Genomic DNA, 16,602 nt, shown 5'->3' with positions numbered 1-16,602 from the left:
CCGAGCCCCTTGAGTGGGACTGCTTACCGTCGCTCGGTAAGGACCCGGGGTCCTGCCTCCGTAATCGCCACCGTGTGTTCCACGTGGGCCGCCCTGGAGCCGTCGTTGGTGCGGAGGGTCCAGCCGTCCGGGGCCTCGTGGTAGCCGTCCTTTCCGCCGGCGATCAGCATCGGCTCGATGGCGAGGGCCATGCCGTGGCGGAGGGGGAAGCCCCGGCCCGGGCGGCCCTCGTTCGGGACCGCGGGGTCCTCGTGCATCTGGCGGCCGATGCCGTGGCCCCCGAAGCCCTGGGGGATGCCATAGCCGGCCGTACGGCACACCGTGCCGATCGCGTGGGCGATGTCGCCGATGCGGTTGCCCACGACGGCCGCCGCGATGCCCGCTTCCAGGGCGCGCTCGGCGGTCTCGATCAGGCGTACGTCGGCGGGGCGCGGCCTGCCGACGATGAAGCTGATGGCCGAGTCACCGGCCCAGCCGCCCAGTTGCGCGCCGAAGTCGATCGAGACCAGGTCGCCGTCGCGCAGGCGGTAGCCGTCCGGGATGCCGTGCACGATCGCGTCGTTCACCGAGGCGCAGACGACCGCCGGGAACGGGGTGGGCGCGAAGGAGGGGCGATAGCCGAGGAAGGGCGAGCCCGCGCCCGCCGCGCGCAGCACGTCGTGCGCCAACTCGTCCAGTTCCAGCAGGGATACGCCCACGTCGGCGGCCTCCCGCACGGCCGTGAGGGCGCGGGCCACGACCTGACCCGCCTCGTACATCGCATCGAGAGACGTGTTCGTCTTGAGTTCCACCATGCCAATTACTATACCGGTATTAGAATGACGGCATGGTGCGCACCCCTCTCACTCCCGAAGAACGTGAACGCGGCGAACGGCTCGGCCGGCTGCTCCGCGAGGCCCGTGGTGGCCGCAGCATGACGGAGGTGGCGGCGAACGCGGGCATCTCCGCGGAAACCCTCCGCAAGATTGAGACGGGCCGGGCACCGACGCCCGCCTTCTTCACCGTCGCCGCCCTCGCGGAGGCACTCGGCCTGTCCATGGACCAACTCGTGATCAGGTGCGCGCCGTTGGCGGCGTGAACCCGCCGGGGTGGGCGCCGGATCCGCCGCGAACCCGGCGGGCGCACAGTCGGGGGGCGTAGGCTCCGAGATCTCTGCGCCCGGCTCGAAAAGCTTCCGTAGCCGCGTCGTAACACAAATGGTGTTTTCTACGGACCGGAGTATTCCGGTCTGGCGGGAGTTGGAGCATGGCTGTGGATCAACTCCCCGGACAGGTGCGGGAGTTCGCGAACTACCTCGACGGACTCCTGGCGCGCCTGGACCAGGGCGGCGGCTGGTGCGGCGTGTTCTGGCAGCGTGATCCCGACGGCATGCAGGCCTGCCTCGGCGGGCGGGAGATACCGCCCTGGGACGTGGTGGAGGCCCTCCTCCAGGACCTCGCGGCGGAGTACGGCCCCGGCGTCGCGGCCCAGGAGAAGCACCGGGCGCGCACCCTGCACGCGGCGGCGCTCACCGCGTTCGACGCCCGGCCCGGCAGCAGGGACGCCCTCGGCGACCGGCTCGACGTGATGCTCCGCGAGCAGAGGTACGCGGCCGAACGGCAGTCGGAGCTGGGGCGGTCGCTCAACGCGGCCACCACCCAGGAGGAGGCCGACGCCCTCCGCCTCGACCTCGCCTGGGCCCACGACGACCACGAACGCGCCACCGCCCGCTGTGCCGAACTCCGCAGTCGAATCGAGGAGTTGGACGACCGCGTCCGGGGTGCCCAAGCCATCCACCGCGACCACCACGGCAACGTGCACCGCGTCGACGATCGCTTCTCGGACCAGAGAGCGGGGACCGGCGCCAACACCCCGTACGACCAGGACCTGACCCCGCGCCGACTGCCCCGCCAGCGCGAACCGGAGTACGGCCCTGGGCAGGGGAGCGGAGCGGGCGGATACGGCGACCCCGAGACCATGCGCCGTGACCCCGGCGCCCTCGACGCCCGCCGGGGCTACGGGAACGTCGAGCCCGCGGGCGGTGACTACGGAGATCCCGGCCCCGCAGGCTCCCCCTACGACGCCTTCACGGACCCCCAGGCCCCGGACCGAGCCCACACCGCCCCCGCCCTCCAGAACCCCGACCCCCCGGAACCCGCGGCGGAGCCGGCCCCCGCCCCCAAACAACGCAAGCGCCGCCGAGGCAGCGCCCGCTTCGCGGGGATGACCGAGGACGACACCGCAGCCACCCCGGCCCCGGACGCCCCCGCCGCCGTACCGGAGGTTCCCGCGCCCGTCGCCCGCCGCACCCCGCGTGGCGCCCGCTTCGCCGGAGCCGACCGGCCGGTCGAGCGGTCGCAGCCGAAGCGGGAGGCGTTGGACGCGGAGGCGCGGCAGGCGACCGTCGAGGCCGTGCGGCGGCTGGTGGGGCTGCGCCGCGAGGGTCGTAGCGGCGAGGCGCACGCGCTGCTCGTCGAGGCCGCGCACTGGCCCGCCGCGCGCTTCCCGCTGCTGGCGGCCGAACTCCAGCGGGCCGGGCTCGGCGCGGACTGGGCGACGCTGCTGTGGGAGGCCGCCTCGCTGCCCGCCGACCGGCTGGTCGGCGCGGCGGACGCGCTGGTCGCGGCGGGCCGGACGGCCGACGGCGAGCAGATCCTGCGGCAGGGCGTGGCCCGCCCCGCGGGCGAGATAGGCGAGGCCGTGCTCGCGCTGGCCGCCGAGGGCCGCCGCCGTGAGATCAACGAGCTGCTCGACGCCTACGTCCGCGTCCGCACCCCCGAGGAAGCGGCCCGCAGTGTCGCCGCCGACCCGCAGCACCTCGTCCCGCTCCTGCTGGAGGCCGCCCAGGGCGTCTCGGACGAGCGCCACTGGGACCTCGTCCACGCCCTCCGGGTGGCGGGCTTCACCGCCTGACCGGCCCAGCGGCTCACCCACCGGAGTGTGAAACAGGATCGACTCCGCGGGTTAACGACGATGGTCTTGGCAAGGCTGCCGGAGAGGCTTACGTTCGAGCCTCTACGACCTTTGTCTACGGGCGTAGAGGCTCTGACGTCCCGTCGAAGGAGCAGCTCATGCCCAACGTCGTACGCGCCGCACTGGTCCAGGCCACCTGGACCGGCGACACCGAGTCCATGGTGGCGAAACACGAGGAACACGCCCGCGAGGCGGCCCGGCAGGGCGCCAAGGTCATCGGGTTCCAGGAAGTGTTCAACGCCCCCTACTTCTGTCAGGTCCAGGAACCCGAGCACTACGACTGGGCCGAGCCGGTGCCCGACGGACCGACCGTGCGTCGTATGCAACAGCTCGCGCGCGAGACCGGCATGGTGATCGTGGTCCCGGTCTTCGAGATCGAGCAGGAGGGCTTCTACTACAACACCGCGGCTGTGATCGACGCCGACGGCACCTTCCTCGGCAAGTACCGCAAGCATCACATCCCCCAGGTCAAGGGCTTCTGGGAGAAGTACTACTTCAAGCCGGGCAACGCGGGCTGGCCCGTCTTCGACACCGCCGTCGGCAAGGTCGGCGTCTACATCTGCTACGACCGCCACTTCCCCGAGGGCTGGCGCCAACTCGGCCTCAACGGCGCCCAGTTGGTCTACAACCCGTCGGCGACCTCGCGCGGACTCTCCGGCTACCTCTGGCAGTTGGAGCAGCCGGCGGCCGCCGTCGCCAACGAGTACTTCATCGCCGCCATCAACCGGGTGGGACAGGAGGAGTACGGGGACAACGACTTCTACGGCACCTCGTACTTCGTCAACCCGCGCGGCCAGTTCGTCGGCGAGGTCGCCAGTGACAAGGACGAGGAACTCGTCGTCCGCGACCTCGACTTCGGGCTCATCGAAGAAGTGCGGCAGCAGTGGGCCTTCTACCGCGACCGCCGCCCCGACGCCTACGAAGGGCTGGTACAGCCGTGACCAAGGACCTGCTGGGACGCCACAAGGCCGTGCTCCCGGACTGGCTCGCCCTCTACTACGAGGACCCGCTCGAAATCACCCATGGCGAGGGGCGGCACGTCTGGGACGCCGAGGGCAACAGGTACCTCGACTTCTTCGGCGGCATCCTCACCACCATGACCGCGCACGCGCTCCCCGAGGTCACCAAGGCGGTGAGCGAGCAGGCCGGGCGGATCATCCACTCCTCCACGCTCTACCTCAACCGGCCGATGGTCGAACTCGCCGAGCGCGTCGCCCAGTTGTCGGGCATCCCGGACGCCCGCGTCTTCTTCACCACCTCGGGCACCGAGGCCAACGACACCGCCCTGCTGCTCGCGACGTCGTACCGGCGCAGCAACCAGATCCTGGCCATGCGCAACAGCTACCACGGCCGCTCCTTCAGCTCGGTCGGCATCACCGGCAACAGCGGCTGGTCCCCGACCTCGCTCTCCCCGCTCCAGACGCTCTACGTCCACGGGGGCGTCCGGACGCGCGGACCCTACGCGCACCTGAACGACGCCGAGTTCATCGCCGCCTGCGTGGACGACCTCAAGGACCTGCTCGGTCACGTCCGCCCGCCCGCCGCGCTGATCGCCGAACCGGTCCAGGGCGTCGGCGGGTTCACCTCCCCGCCCGACGGCCTGTACGCCGCCTTCCGCGAAGTCCTCGCCGAGCACGGCATGTTGTGGATCGCCGACGAGGTGCAGACCGGCTGGGGCCGCACCGGCGACCACTTCTGGGGCTGGCAGGCGCACGCCGAGAACGGTCCGCCGGACATCCTCACCTTCGCCAAGGGCATCGGCAACGGCAGCTCGATCGGCGGGGTCGTCGCCCGCGCCGACATCATGAACTGCCTCGACTCCAACAGCATTTCGACCTTCGGCGGCACCCAGATCACCATGGCGGCGGGCCTCGCCAACCTCGCCTATCTGCTGGAGCACGACCTCCAGGGCAACGCCCGGCGCGTCGGCGGCCTCCTCATCGAGCGGCTGCGGGCCGTCGCCGCCCAGCATCCCGGCGTACGGGAAGTGCGCGGGCGCGGGCTGATGATCGGCGTCGAGCTGGTGAAACCGGGCACCGACGAGGCCGATCCGCAGGCCGCCTCCGCCGTCCTCGAAGCGGCCCGCGAGGGCGGGCTGCTGCTCGGCAAGGGCGGCGGGCACAACACCAGCGTGCTGCGCATCGCCCCGCCGCTGTCCCTCACCGTCGCGGAGGCCGAAGAGGGCGCCGCCATCCTCGAACAGGCGCTGCGGAGCACGCAGTCGTAGCAGCACGAGCAAGGGAAACACGCGATGGCCACCACCCTGGACACCTTGGAGCCCGCCCTGTCGGTCCGTCAGGTCCTCGGCCTGGAACGGGTCCTGGCCGGGGAGCCCGAGGTGGTGGCCGGCGCGAGCCAGCTCGACCGGCCCGTGCGCTGGGTGCATGTCGCCGAGGCCGCCGACGTCGGCGTGATGCTCACCGGTGGCGAGATGGTCCTCACCACCGGCGTCCTGCTCGCCGGTGACGAGGGCGCCCAGGCCGAGTACATCCAGTCCCTGCACCGCGCGGAAGCCTCCGCCGTCGTCCTCGGACTCGGCCGCGCCTTCCCCGCCCCGCCGGACGTGATGCGCCGCGCGGCCGAGCGCTGCGGGCTGCCCATGGTGGTGCTCCACCGTCCCTTCCCCTTCGCCGAGTTGACCGAGGAGGTCCAATCCCGGCTGGTACGGCGGAAGTTCGCCGCCGTCAGCCTCTCCGAGGCGGTACGGACCGCGCTCACCGGACTCATCACCGGCGGTGCCCCGCTGCAACACCTGCTCGACGAGGTCGCCACGCACAGCGCCTGCCCCGTGGTCGTCACCAACCTCGCCCATCGCGTGCTCGCCACGGCGGGGGAGCGGTCCGCCGTCGACGACGTGCTGCGCGACTGGGAGCGCATCGCCCGGCAGGCCGGCGGCAGCGAGGGCGACGGCTGGATCCGCGCCGAACTGGGCGGACGCGGCGAGCGATGGGGCGAGATCATGCTGTGCGGCCACCGCGGCGACACCGCCACCGGGCGCCTCCTCGCCGACCGCGCCGCCGAGGCCCTCGTCCTGCACCGCATGCTCGGCGGCTCCGCCCACACCTGGGAGGAACAGTCCGCACAGAGCCTGCTGACCGATCTGGTGAGCGGCGTCGTACCGGCCCGCCACCTGCTGCCCCGCGCCCGCGCGGCCGGCCTCCCGGTCAACCGCCGCACCTTCGTGCCGATGGTCGTACGCGACGGAGACGCGGCCCAACTCGACCGCATGCTACGGCTGTTGGGCCTGTCCGGACTCGTCGCGGAACTGGCCGACGGCGCCACCGCCGTGCTGCTCAGCCTGCCCCGGGACCAGGACGCGGACGCCCTCGCCGCGCACTTCGCGAGCCGGCTGCGCACCGAGTCCGGGGCGTTGAAGGCGGTGGTGGCCGCCGCCGGTCCACGCACGGTGTGGGACGACGTGCCCGCCGGGCTGCGCGAGGCACAGCATGTCGCCGACGCCGTGGCCGACTCCAGCGACGCCCTCGACCTGCCGGCCGTCGTACGCCTCAAGGACGTCCATCTGCGCGGCCTGATCCGGCTGTTGAGGGACGACCCGCAGGTGCAGTCCTTCGCCGAACGGGAGTTGGACGGGCTGCTGTGCGCGGCCGACGAGGACCTGCTCGCCGTACTGCGGACCTATCTCGCCACCGGCCGCAACAAGTCGCGCACCGCCCAGCTCCACCATGTCTCGCGGCCCGCGCTGTACCGCCGGCTGGAGGCCATAGAGGGTCGGCTAGGCGTGGACCTCGACGACTTCGAGCAGGCCGCCTCGGTGCACATCGCGCTCCTCGCGCACGACGCGCAACAGGGGTGAAACATGGGACTACCTGCGAAAACGGCGGTGAAACATGCGCCCACGACAGGGTGACACGGTGGAACGCCGAGCCCCCGCAGACGTGACACCGTGCAACTCAAAGACCAGTTCCGGACTTCCTAGGCTCCTCGCACACCTAGCGACCGGAGGTCCCGATGAGCACCGTGATTCGTGCCGCCCTGTTCCAGACAGCGTGGACGGGCGACAAGGAGTCGATGATCCAGGTACACGAGCAGGCGGTCCGCGACGCGGCTGCGCAGGGTGCTCAAGTCCTGTGCTTCCAGGAGCTGTTCTACGGGCCGTACTTCTGCCAGGTCCAGGACAAGGCGTTCTACGAGTACGCCGAGGCGATCCCGGACGGCCCGATCGTCAAGCGCTTCCAGGCGCTCGCCAAGGAGCACGGCATCGTCCTGATCCTGCCGATGTACGAGGAGGAGCAGCCCGGCGTCCTCTACAACACGGCCGCCGTGATCGACGCCGACGGCTCGTACCTCGGCAAGTACCGCAAGCACCACATTCCCCAAGTGCCGGGATTCTGGGAGAAGTTCTACTTCCGCCCCGGCAACAGCGGCTGGCCGGTCTTCGACACCAAGGTCGGGAAGATCGGTGTCTACATCTGCTACGACCGGCACTTCCCGGAGGGCTGGCGGGCGTTGGGTCTCGCGGGAGCCGAGATCGTCTTCAACCCGTCGGCGACCTCACGCGGACTGTCGGCCTACCTGTGGCAGTTGGAGCAGCCCGCGGCCGCCGCCGCCAACGAGTACTTCGTCGGCGCCATCAACCGGGTCGGTGTCGAGGAGCTGGGCGACAACGACTTCTACGGGACGACCTACTTCGTCGACCCGGAGGCCCAGTTCGTCGGGGAGGTGGCGAGCGACAAGGAGACCGAACTGGTCGTCCGCGACCTGGACCTGGCGAAACTCCGCGAAGTCCGCGACCGCTGGCAGTTCTACCGGGACCGCCGCCCCGACGCCTACGGCCCGCTGACCGCACCCTGACCGAACCCATCACCCTGGCAGGAGAGGGAGTATGAGCAGTCGTACCGTCATCCGAGGCGGCCTCGTCATCACCGCGTCCGACGAGATCCACGCCGACGTCCTGATCGAGGACGGCCGTATCGCCGCCCTCGCCGCCTCCGGCACCTCCGCCGCCGAGGCATGGACCGCCGAGCGGGTCATCGACGCCACCGGGAAGTACGTCATCCCGGGTGGGGTCGACGGCCACACCCACATGGAGATGCCGTTCGGCGGCACCAAGGCCGCCGACACCTTCGAGACCGGCACCCGGGCCGCCGCCTGGGGCGGTACGACCACCATCGTCGACTTCGCCATCCAGAGCGTCGGCGGCGCCCTGCGCGAGGGCCTCGACGCCTGGCACGCCAAGGCCGAGGGCAACTGCGCCATCGACTACGGCTTCCACATGATCGTCTCCGACGTCAACGAGGACACCCTCAAGGAGATGGACCTGCTGGTGGAGGAGGGCGTCACCTCCTTCAAGCAGTTCATGGCCTACCCCGGCGTCTTCTACTCCGACGACGGCCAGATCCTGCGCGCCATGCAACGCGCCGCCGACAACGGCGGGTTGATCATGATGCACGCCGAGAACGGCATCGCGATCGACGTGCTGGTCGAGCAGGCGCTGGCCCGCGGCGAGACCGACCCCCGCTACCACGGCGAGGTCCGCAAGGCCCTCCTCGAAGCCGAGGCCACCCACCGCGCCATCAAGCTCGCGCAGGTCGCCGGCGCCCCGCTCTACGTCGTCCACGTCTCCGCGATGGAGGCCGTCGCCGAACTGGCCCGGGCGCGCGACGAGGGGCTGCCCGTCTTCGGCGAGACCTGTCCGCAGTACCTGTTCCTCTCCACCGACAACCTCGCCGAGCCCGACTTCGAGGGCGCCAAGTACGTGTGCAGCACGCCCCTCCGACCCAAGGACCACCAGGCCAAGCTGTGGCAGGGCCTGCGCACCAACGACCTCCAGGTGGTCTCCACCGACCACTGCCCCTTCTGCTTCGTGGGCCAGAAGGAGCTGGGCCGGGGCGACTTCTCGAAGATCCCGAACGGCATGCCCGGCGTCGAGAACCGCATGGACCTGCTCCACCAGGGCGTCGTGGACGGCCACATCAGCCGCCGCCGCTGGATCGAGATCGCCTGCGCCTCCCCGGCGCGGATGTTCGGCCTCTACCCGAAGAAGGGCACCATCGCCCCGGGCGCCGACGCCGACGTCGTCATCTACGACCCGCACGCCGAGCAGACCGTCTCCGCCGAGACCCACCACATGAACGTCGACTACTCGGCGTACGAGGGCAAGCGCCTGACCGGCCGCGTCGAGACGGTGCTCTCGCGCGGCGAACTCGTCATCACCGAGCGGGAGTACACCGGGCACGCGGGCCACGGCGTCTACACCCCGCGTTCCACCAGCCAGTACCTCAACTAGGAGCGGCGCCCATGGACTTCGGACTCGTCCTGCAGACAGATCCCCCCGCCTCCCGCGTCATCAGCCTGATGAAGCGCGCCGAGCGCAACGGCTTCACCTACGGCTGGACCTTCGACTCCGCCGTGCTGTGGCAGGAGCCGTTCGTGATCTACAGTCAGATCCTGGCCAACACCAGCAAGTTGACGGTCGGCCCGATGGTCACCAACCCGGGCACCCGCACCTGGGAGGTCACCGCCTCCACCTTCGCCACCCTGAACGACATGTTCGGCAACCGCACGGTCTGCGGCATCGGCCGCGGCGACTCCGCGATGCGCGTCGCCGGCCGTGCCCCGAACACACTGGCCCGGATCAGCGAGGCCATGAAGGTCATCAGGGCGCTCGGCTCCGGCCAGGAGGCGGATCTCGGCGGCACGGTCATCAGGTTCCCCTGGGCCAAGGAGGACGCCCAACTCCCGGTCTGGATGGCCGCGTACGGCCCCAAGGCGCTGAAGATGACCGGCGAGGAGGCCGACGGCTTCATCCTCCAGCTCTCGGACCTCTACCTCACCGAGTACATGGTCAAGGCGGTGAAGGACGCGGCCGTCGCCGCCGGACGCGACCCCTCCGAGGTCAAGATCTGTGTCGCCGCCCCGGCCTATGTCACCGAGGACGACTCACCCGAGGCGCTCGCCCACGCGCGCGACCAGTGCCGCTGGTTCGGCGGCATGGTCGGCAACCACGTCGCCGACCTCGTCTCCAAGTACGGCGAGCACTCCGCCGCCGTACCCGACGAACTCACGGACTACATCAAGGCCCGTGAGGGGTACGACTATTCGCACCACGGTCGCGCCGACAATCCCGACACGGCCTTCGTCCCCGACGAGATCGTGGACCGGTTCTGCATCATCGGATCGGCCGAGAAGCAGATCGAAAAGCTCAATGCCCTCCGCGAGTTGGGCGTCGACCAGTTCGCCGTCTACGACATGCACGACGCGCAGGAGGCCACGATCGACGCCTACGGCGCGACGGTCATCCCGGCCGTCAACGCCTGAGCCGAAGCAGAGAACCCGCTCAACTCCCCGTCCCCCCACTCCAGTTCTCCCCCTCCCCACCGTCCTGGGGAGGGGGGCCGGAGACCCCCGCACGGCCTTTCCGGACCCACCTCATTGATTGGCCTGCCCATGACCGACACCGCTCCCACGGCCATAGAGCCGACCGCTCAAGTCACCCTCGCCGACGGGCGGGTGGAGATTGCCCCCGGATCCCCGCAGCCCAGCGGGCCGTACGCCAACGACGATCTGCTGCCGGTTCCCGTCGAGAAGCGCACCTGGACCACGTACAACTTCTCCGCACTGTGGGTCGGCATGGCCCACAACACGGCCTCCTGGACGCTGGCTTCGGGGCTCATCGCCGTGGGCATGGACTGGAAACAGGCGGTGTTCACCATCGCCCTGGCCAACCTGATCGTGCTGGTGCCCATGCTGCTCACCGGGCACGCGGGGCCGAAGTACGGCATCCCCTTCCCGGTCTTCGCCCGCGCCTCCTTCGGCGTGCGCGGCGCCAACCTCCCCGCTGTCGTACGGGCGTTGGTGGCCTGCGGCTGGTTCGGCATCCAGACCTGGATCGGCGGTGAGGCGATCTACTTCCTCGCCGGCAAGCTGATCGGGGACAGTTGGGCGGGCGCCTCGCACATCGGCGGGTACGCCTGGACGATGTGGCTGTCGTTCGCGCTGTTCTGGGTGCTCCAAGTGGCCATCATCTACCGGGGTATGGAGACGATCCGCCGCTTCGAGAACTGGGCGGCGCCCTTCGTGATCGTCGGCGCGCTCGTGATGCTGTGGTGGATGAGCAGCAAGGCCGGCGGCTTCGGCCCGCTCTTCGACCAGCCCTCCAAGCTCGGCTGGGGCGGCAGCTTCTGGAAGCTCTTCTGGCCTTCGCTGATGGGCATGATCGGCTTCTGGTCCACGCTGTCGCTGAACATCCCGGACTTCACCCGCTACGGCAAGAGCCAGAAGGCCCAGATGTGGGGCCAGGCCCTCGGTCTGCCGACCACGATGACCCTGTTCGCGTTCCTGTCGGTGCTGGTCACCTCCGGTTCGCAGGCGGTGTACGGCACGGCGATCTGGGACCCGGTGCAGTTGGCCGCCAAGACGGACAACGTGGTCGGACTGCTCTACGCGCTGGTGACCGTCCTGGTGGCGACCCTGTCCGTGAACATCGCGGCCAACCTGGTCTCGCCCGCCTTCGACTTCTCCAACATCGCGCCCCGGAAGATCAGTTTCCGCACCGGCTCCCTCATCACCAGTGTCCTCGCGGTGCTGATCTTCCCGTGGAAGCTGTACTCCGACCCGCAGGGCTACATCTTCACCTGGCTCGGCCTGGTCGGCGGTCTGCTGGGCACGGTCGCCGGCATCCTCATCGCCGACTACTGGATCCTGCGCCGCGGCAAGCTCGACCTCGTCGACCTGTACCGCGCGGGCGGGCGCTACTGGTACGACGGCGGCTGGAACTGGCGGGCCGTCGTGGCGTTCCTGGCGGGTGGTGTACTCGCCGTCGGCGGCGCCGACTTCCACCCGCTGATCGACGGCCGTCCCATCCCGGCCCTGTCCTCCCTCGCCGACTACGGCTGGGCGGTGGGCCTGGGCACCTCGATGGTCCTCTACGTGACACTGACCCTGCTGACCCGGAAGGAGCCGGCGCCGGTCGAGTCGTAGGACTGCTGGTCGTAGTAGTACTCCTGGGAGGGCGGTCGGGCCGGCGTACTAGCTGGCCTTGCCGCCCTCCAGGGCGGTCACCGCTTCCTTGGCGGCCTTGATCGCGCCCTTGTTGATGACGTCGGTGCTCGGCGCCTTCTTGTTCTCGAAGTCGCTGCCGTTGTACGTGATGGTCACCAGCGCGTTGCCCGCGCGGACTACGACCGTGCCCTCACGGGTCTGCTGCTTGTCCTCCGTGGTGAGGTTCACGATGGAGTAGGCGGAGTCGCCGAGCCCGGGGACCTCACCGCCGCCGCTCTTCTCCGTGACGGTCTCCGAGTACGACTTCTGTGCCGCCGCGGTCGACTCCGTGATCTCGTACGACACGTCGAGCCAGCGGTAGTCGTACCCCTTGAGCGCGTTCCACGAGCAGGTGCGGCGCACCTTCGTGTCCGTCGACGGGATCTCCTTGCCGGCCGTCTTCGCGCCCGGCACCAGCGACTTGATCGTCGCCACCGTCACACTCCCGCACGGGGCGGGCGAGGTGGAGTACGCCTTGACGGCGGCCGTCGCGGTCGGGGCCGACGCCTCGGGCGAGGCCTCGCTCCCGGACGCCGATCTGTGGTCGGCGGTCGTCGTCGCGGCGAACGGGCCGGACGTCAGGGCCCAGCCCATCGCGGCGAGCACGACGACCGGCGACAGACGGGCGGTGAGAGCGAGCGGCAGAGGAAGAGAACGCAAGTCGCACTTCTCGTGGGGGACGGGTGCGGAGCGGGTCCGCACTGCGGACGGGGACGCCAGTGTCACATGACTCCCTGTGAGGCGGAAGCCTGAACTCGCTCCGTGCCTGTGCGGTGACAGTGCCTGGTTGTCGATGCGTTGTGTGTCCCTTTATGTCCGCGACTCAGGTCCGCGCGGCGGGCACGCGCATCGTCGTCTCGATCCGTTCGACGGCGGCGAACGCCCCGTACGCGATCAGCCGCACCAGCCCCGCGTCGGTGTCCCCGGGCCCGCGCCAGGCGGCCACATCTTCGTCGGTGATCCGGTACGGCGCGAGCGCGGCCAGCACCGCCAGCCGCGCGGCGGGCCGCTCCCGCCGGCTCGGGAAACCGCGCAGGACGACCGGCGGATGTGATCCGTCCCAGGCCCACAGCGTCTCCCGTACGAGGGTGCGGTCATCCTCGTCGAGCAGGGCCGCGCCCGCGAGCGCGGCCGTGCGCAGGGCGTCGTAGGCCGGGCCCACGGGGGTTCCGGCAGCCCAGTCCGGGCCGGGTCCCGGCGCGTCGAGCAGCACAAGGGCCGCTCCCGGTACGGCGCTACGGCGCACGGTGCGGGCGACGCTGCGGCCCGCGAGGCTCCGTACGGCCCGGAAGCGCTGGGCGTTGCCCGGGAGGAGCTGTTCGGTCAGCAGGGCCGACACGACGCGGTTGATGAAGTGGAAGGCGAGGACGGTGCCCAGGTAGGCCGGCGCCTGCTCGCGCGGGAACGGGTACGGGGTCAGGGCCGCGCCGGGGATCCGGGTGCGGTGGCCCCAGTCGAGCACGCGCGCGTGCTCCTCGTTCCGCGGGGTGCCGCCGCGTGCCAGGTGCTCGGCGAGGGCGTGGTCGCCGGTCGCGTGCAGCAGGACGGTGTGCGCGTCCGCGCAGAACGGACACTTGTTGGCGAGCGAGACACCGAGGGCGGCCAGCTCCTTGCCGGTGCGGGAGCCATTGCCCGCGATCAGTGACTCGCGCATCAACGCCCAGGCGGGGGCGAGGAGTTCGGGCACGGACGACAGGACCACGAAGGTCGGGGGCCGTTCGATCCCGAAGTCGACGGCGATCTGCTCGAAGACCTCGGCGGTGCGGCCGGTGGCCGACTTCGGCGACGGCGGCAGGGTGTGACGGAAGGGTGTGGGCATGGCAGCAGCGTGCGCCGTGCGGGTGCCTCCGGTCGTCGTACGGCCGAAGGGAGTTGAGGCTGCGTCGGGGGGCCCGGTCGGCTCCGGGAAGTACTGCGTGGGGAGTAGTCCAGGAGTTGTCCACAGGGCTGACGCCGAGGTCGGCGCGGCGGTCTACTGTGCGGACATGAGCGGGTACCCGGTCGATGTGACCCCACGCAGGCGCCTGGTCGACGCGTCCCTCGCGGTCGTGATCGGCGCCCTCGTCATGACCGTCGCCGCCTTCGACCCGGACACGACCGCCGTCGACTACGTGGTCATGGCCCTCGCGTCGGCGGCCCTGGCGTTCTACCAGACGGCTCCGAAGGCGGTCCTCGCCGTGGCCACGGCGGCGCAGGCGGTCTACGTGCTGCACGCCCACCCCGGTCCGGTCGCCGGGCTGCCCGTCCTCGTCGCCATGCACACGGCGGCCCGCGCGGGACATCGAGCCTGGGCGGCCGGGGCAGGCGGGCTGTTCCTGGTGGCCTACTTCGCCACGGGGCCGACGACCCAGCAGGTGGTCGAGCGCACCGCGCTCATCACCGGCTGGTTCCTGTGCGCGGTGGTCACCGGCCTCGCCGACCGCAACTGGCGGGCGTATCTGCGCCAGACCGAACAGCGCGCCCTGGAGGCCGAACGCACCCGGGAGGAGGCCGCGTTGCGCCGCGCGGGCGAGGAACGCCTGCGCATAGCCCGGGAGTTGCACGACTCCCTCACCCACAGCATCTCGATCGTCAAGCTCCAGGCGGGCGTCGCCGTCCATCTCGCCCGCAAGCGCGGCGAGGAGGTGCCGCCCGCGCTGCTCGCCATCCAGGAGGCGGGCGGCGAGGCGATGCGCGAACTGCGGGCCACCCTGGAGGTCCTGCGCACCACCGAGGAGCCCACCGGCAGCCCCGCCCTGCTCGTCGAGCGGGCCTGCGCGGCGGGCCTCGCCGTCGAACTCGCGGTGACCGGCTCGGAGCGCCCCCTCGCGGCGACGGTCGACCGCGCGGTGTACCGCATCGTCCAGGAGGCCCTCACCAACGCGGCCCGGCACGCGGGCCCCGCGAAGGTCAGCGTCCGACTCGACTACGGCGAGGGGGACTTGACGATACGGGTGGAGGACGACGGAGCGGCCGACCCCGACTGCCCGCCCACCCCGGGCATCGGCCTCACCGGCATGCGGGAGCGCGTCGCGGCGTTGGGCGGCACCCTGCACACCGCCCCGCGCGCGGAGGGCGGCTTCTCGGTACGGGCCGAACTGCCCCTGGGTGAGGCGGGATGATCCGGGTCGCGGTCGTCGACGACCAGGCGCTGATGCGGGCGGGCTTCCGCGCCCTCCTCGACGCCGAGGACGGCATCGAGGTGGTCGGCGAGGCGGCGAACGGCGAAGAGGGCGTGGCCCTCGTCCGCGCCCAGCTTCCCGACATCGCGCTGATCGACGTACAGATGCCCGTGATGACCGGCATCGAGGCCACCCGCCGCATCGCCGCCGACCCGGCCCTCGCCGACGTCCGGGTCGTCATCCTCACCAACTACGGCCTGGACGAGTACGTCTTCGAAGCGCTGCGCGCGGGCGCCAGCGGGTTCCTCCTCAAGGACACCGACCCGGCGGACCTGCTCCAGGCGATCGAGATCGTCGCCGGCGGCGAGGCACTGCTCTCCCCGTCCATCACGCGCACCCTCATCGGCGAGTTCGTCTCCCGGCCCCCGGACCGCGCCACACCCCCCGGTCTGGAACACCTCACCCGCCGCGAACGCGAGGTCACCGCCCTGGCCGCGCGCGGTCTCACCAACGAGGAGATCGCCGCCCACATGGTCATCAGCCCGTTCACGGCGAAGACCCACATCAGCCGGGCGATGACCAAGCTCGCGGCCCGGGACCGGGCCCAACTCGTCGTGTTCGCCTACGAGTCGGGGCTGGTGACGGCACGCGCGCCGGAATCCCGTTGCGAGGCGGACGCGCCGGATCGCACTCTGGGGCGATGACCGAGACGACACACGCGCAGGACCCGGCCGTCCGCGAGGAGATCCTCGCCTACTACGCCCGCGGCGAGGAGGACGGCCGCCTCAGACGGGGCTCCAACCGGCTGGAGTTGTGGCGCACCCAGGACGTGCTGCGGCGACTGCTGCCGACGGCCCCCGCGAAGGTGCTGGACGTCGGCGGCGGCAGCGGGATCCACGCGGAGTGGCTGGCGGGGGACGGCTACGAGGTCGATCTGGTCGACCCCGTGCCGCTGCACCTGGAACAGGCGGCCCGCGTGCCCGGGATCACCGTCCGGGCCGGGGACGCCAGGGCGCTGGTCGCGGAAGACGCCTCGTACGACGTGGTGTTGCTGCTCGGCCCGCTCTACCACCTGCCCGAACGGGCCGACCGGCTGAGGGCGTTGAGCGAGGCGCGGCGGGTCGTACGACCGGGCGGCCTGGTGGTCGCGGCGACCATCAACCGGTTCGCCGGGCTGCACGACATGCTTCTGCAGGAGTGGTACTTCGACCCGGTCCGGCGGGCGAACACCGACGCGATCAGCGACCACGGAAGGAACGGCGGCGACGGACCGTTCACGACCGCCTACTTCGCCCAACCCCACGAAGCCCCCGAGGAGTTCACGGAGTCGGACCTCACCGTCGAGGGCCAGTACGGCCTCGAAGGCGTCGCCTGGCTGATGGGCGGAGTCGAGGGCTGGCTGGACGACCCGGAGCGCCGCGAGGCCGTCCTGGCGGCGATCAGGCGCACCGAGTCGGAGCCCACGCTGCTCGGCACGAGCGGTCATCTGCTGACCGCGGGCAGACGCGAGTCCTGACTCGAACGCCGGGGTCCCGCCGATCGGGCCGTT

The 16,602-nt window shown here is 71.0% G+C and carries 15 protein-coding genes; 12 read left to right on the top strand and 3 right to left on the bottom strand.

What is annotated here, in order from left to right:
* Positions 1–23: 23 nt before the first annotated feature.
* Positions 24–794, bottom strand: coding sequence for a type I methionyl aminopeptidase (map, locus tag AB0M63_RS06695; protein WP_355906930.1), 771 nt, complete (start codon positions 792–794; stop codon positions 24–26).
* 32 nt (positions 795–826) lie between these two features.
* On the opposite strand from map, the gene AB0M63_RS06690 reads away from it, so the two are divergent.
* The 9 genes from AB0M63_RS06690 to AB0M63_RS06650 all read left to right on the top strand — a co-directional run bounded on the left by AB0M63_RS06690 (position 827) and on the right by AB0M63_RS06650 (position 11,892).
* Positions 827–1,078 (top strand): helix-turn-helix transcriptional regulator, encoded by a 252-nt coding sequence (locus AB0M63_RS06690; protein WP_355906927.1) that lies wholly within the window; start codon positions 827–829, stop codon positions 1,076–1,078.
* Positions 1,079–1,245: 167 nt separating this feature from the next.
* Positions 1,246–2,892, top strand: a complete 1,647-nt coding sequence (locus tag AB0M63_RS06685; protein WP_366018640.1) for a hypothetical protein — start codon at positions 1,246–1,248, stop codon at positions 2,890–2,892.
* A 158-nt stretch (positions 2,893–3,050) separates the two neighbouring features.
* Positions 3,051–3,893 carry a nitrilase-related carbon-nitrogen hydrolase gene (locus AB0M63_RS06680; RefSeq protein WP_355906921.1) on the top strand — a complete coding sequence of 281 codons (843 nt, stop codon included), beginning with the start codon at positions 3,051–3,053 and terminating at the stop codon, positions 3,891–3,893.
* On the top strand, positions 3,890–5,179 hold the full coding sequence (locus AB0M63_RS06675) for an aspartate aminotransferase family protein (RefSeq protein WP_366018639.1): 1,290 nt from the start codon (positions 3,890–3,892) through the stop codon (positions 5,177–5,179). The genes AB0M63_RS06680 and AB0M63_RS06675 overlap by 4 nt, the downstream gene beginning before the upstream one ends.
* Positions 5,180–5,203: 24 nt before the next feature.
* Entirely contained in the window at positions 5,204–6,766 is a 1,563-nt protein-coding gene (locus AB0M63_RS06670; RefSeq protein WP_355906915.1) for a PucR family transcriptional regulator ligand-binding domain-containing protein, read from the top strand.
* 155 nt (positions 6,767–6,921) lie between these two features.
* Positions 6,922–7,764, top strand: a complete 843-nt coding sequence (locus tag AB0M63_RS06665) for a nitrilase-related carbon-nitrogen hydrolase (protein ID WP_355906912.1) — start codon at positions 6,922–6,924, stop codon at positions 7,762–7,764.
* Positions 7,765–7,795: 31 nt separating this feature from the next.
* On the top strand, positions 7,796–9,199 hold the full coding sequence (gene hydA / locus AB0M63_RS06660; RefSeq protein ID WP_366018638.1) for a dihydropyrimidinase: 1,404 nt from the start codon (positions 7,796–7,798) through the stop codon (positions 9,197–9,199).
* 11 nt (positions 9,200–9,210) lie between these two features.
* Entirely contained in the window at positions 9,211–10,230 is a 1,020-nt protein-coding gene (locus AB0M63_RS06655) for a TIGR03842 family LLM class F420-dependent oxidoreductase (RefSeq protein ID WP_355906906.1), read from the top strand.
* A gap of 129 nt (positions 10,231–10,359) precedes the next feature.
* Positions 10,360–11,892: an NCS1 family nucleobase:cation symporter-1 gene (locus tag AB0M63_RS06650; RefSeq protein WP_355906903.1), complete on the top strand. Its 1,533-nt coding sequence runs from the start codon at positions 10,360–10,362 to the stop codon at positions 11,890–11,892.
* A gap of 48 nt (positions 11,893–11,940) precedes the next feature.
* Here the strand turns inward: AB0M63_RS06650 and AB0M63_RS06645 are convergent, their stop codons facing one another.
* Together AB0M63_RS06645 and AB0M63_RS06640 are read right to left on the bottom strand one after the other, a co-directional pair.
* On the bottom strand, positions 11,941–12,612 hold the full coding sequence (locus tag AB0M63_RS06645; RefSeq protein WP_355906900.1) for a hypothetical protein: 672 nt from the start codon (positions 12,610–12,612) through the stop codon (positions 11,941–11,943).
* A gap of 163 nt (positions 12,613–12,775) precedes the next feature.
* Positions 12,776–13,771, bottom strand: coding sequence for a carboxymuconolactone decarboxylase family protein (locus tag AB0M63_RS06640; RefSeq protein WP_366018637.1), 996 nt, complete (start codon positions 13,769–13,771; stop codon positions 12,776–12,778).
* 166 nt (positions 13,772–13,937) lie between these two features.
* Here AB0M63_RS06640 and AB0M63_RS06635 point away from each other — a divergent pair, with 166 nt between their 5' ends.
* The 3 genes from AB0M63_RS06635 to AB0M63_RS06625 are packed head-to-tail and all read left to right on the top strand — an operon-like array spanning position 13,938 to position 16,569.
* A complete protein-coding gene (locus tag AB0M63_RS06635) occupies positions 13,938–15,053 on the top strand; it encodes a sensor histidine kinase (protein ID WP_366018636.1) in 1,116 nt (371 codons plus the stop codon).
* Entirely contained in the window at positions 15,050–15,757 is a 708-nt protein-coding gene (locus AB0M63_RS06630) for a response regulator transcription factor (RefSeq protein WP_366018635.1), read from the top strand. The genes AB0M63_RS06635 and AB0M63_RS06630 overlap by 4 nt, the downstream gene beginning before the upstream one ends.
* Positions 15,754–16,569, top strand: a complete 816-nt coding sequence (locus AB0M63_RS06625; RefSeq protein ID WP_366018634.1) for a class I SAM-dependent methyltransferase — start codon at positions 15,754–15,756, stop codon at positions 16,567–16,569. The genes AB0M63_RS06630 and AB0M63_RS06625 overlap by 4 nt, the downstream gene beginning before the upstream one ends.
* Positions 16,570–16,602: the final 33 nt, after the last annotated feature.

This window comes from Streptomyces sp. NPDC051576 (genome assembly GCF_040681835.1).
Taxonomy (GTDB): Bacteria; Actinomycetota; Actinomycetes; order Streptomycetales; family Streptomycetaceae; genus Streptomyces.
The sequence above is the reverse complement of the archived record's forward strand: the minus strand, read 5'-3'. Positions and strand labels throughout refer to the sequence as shown.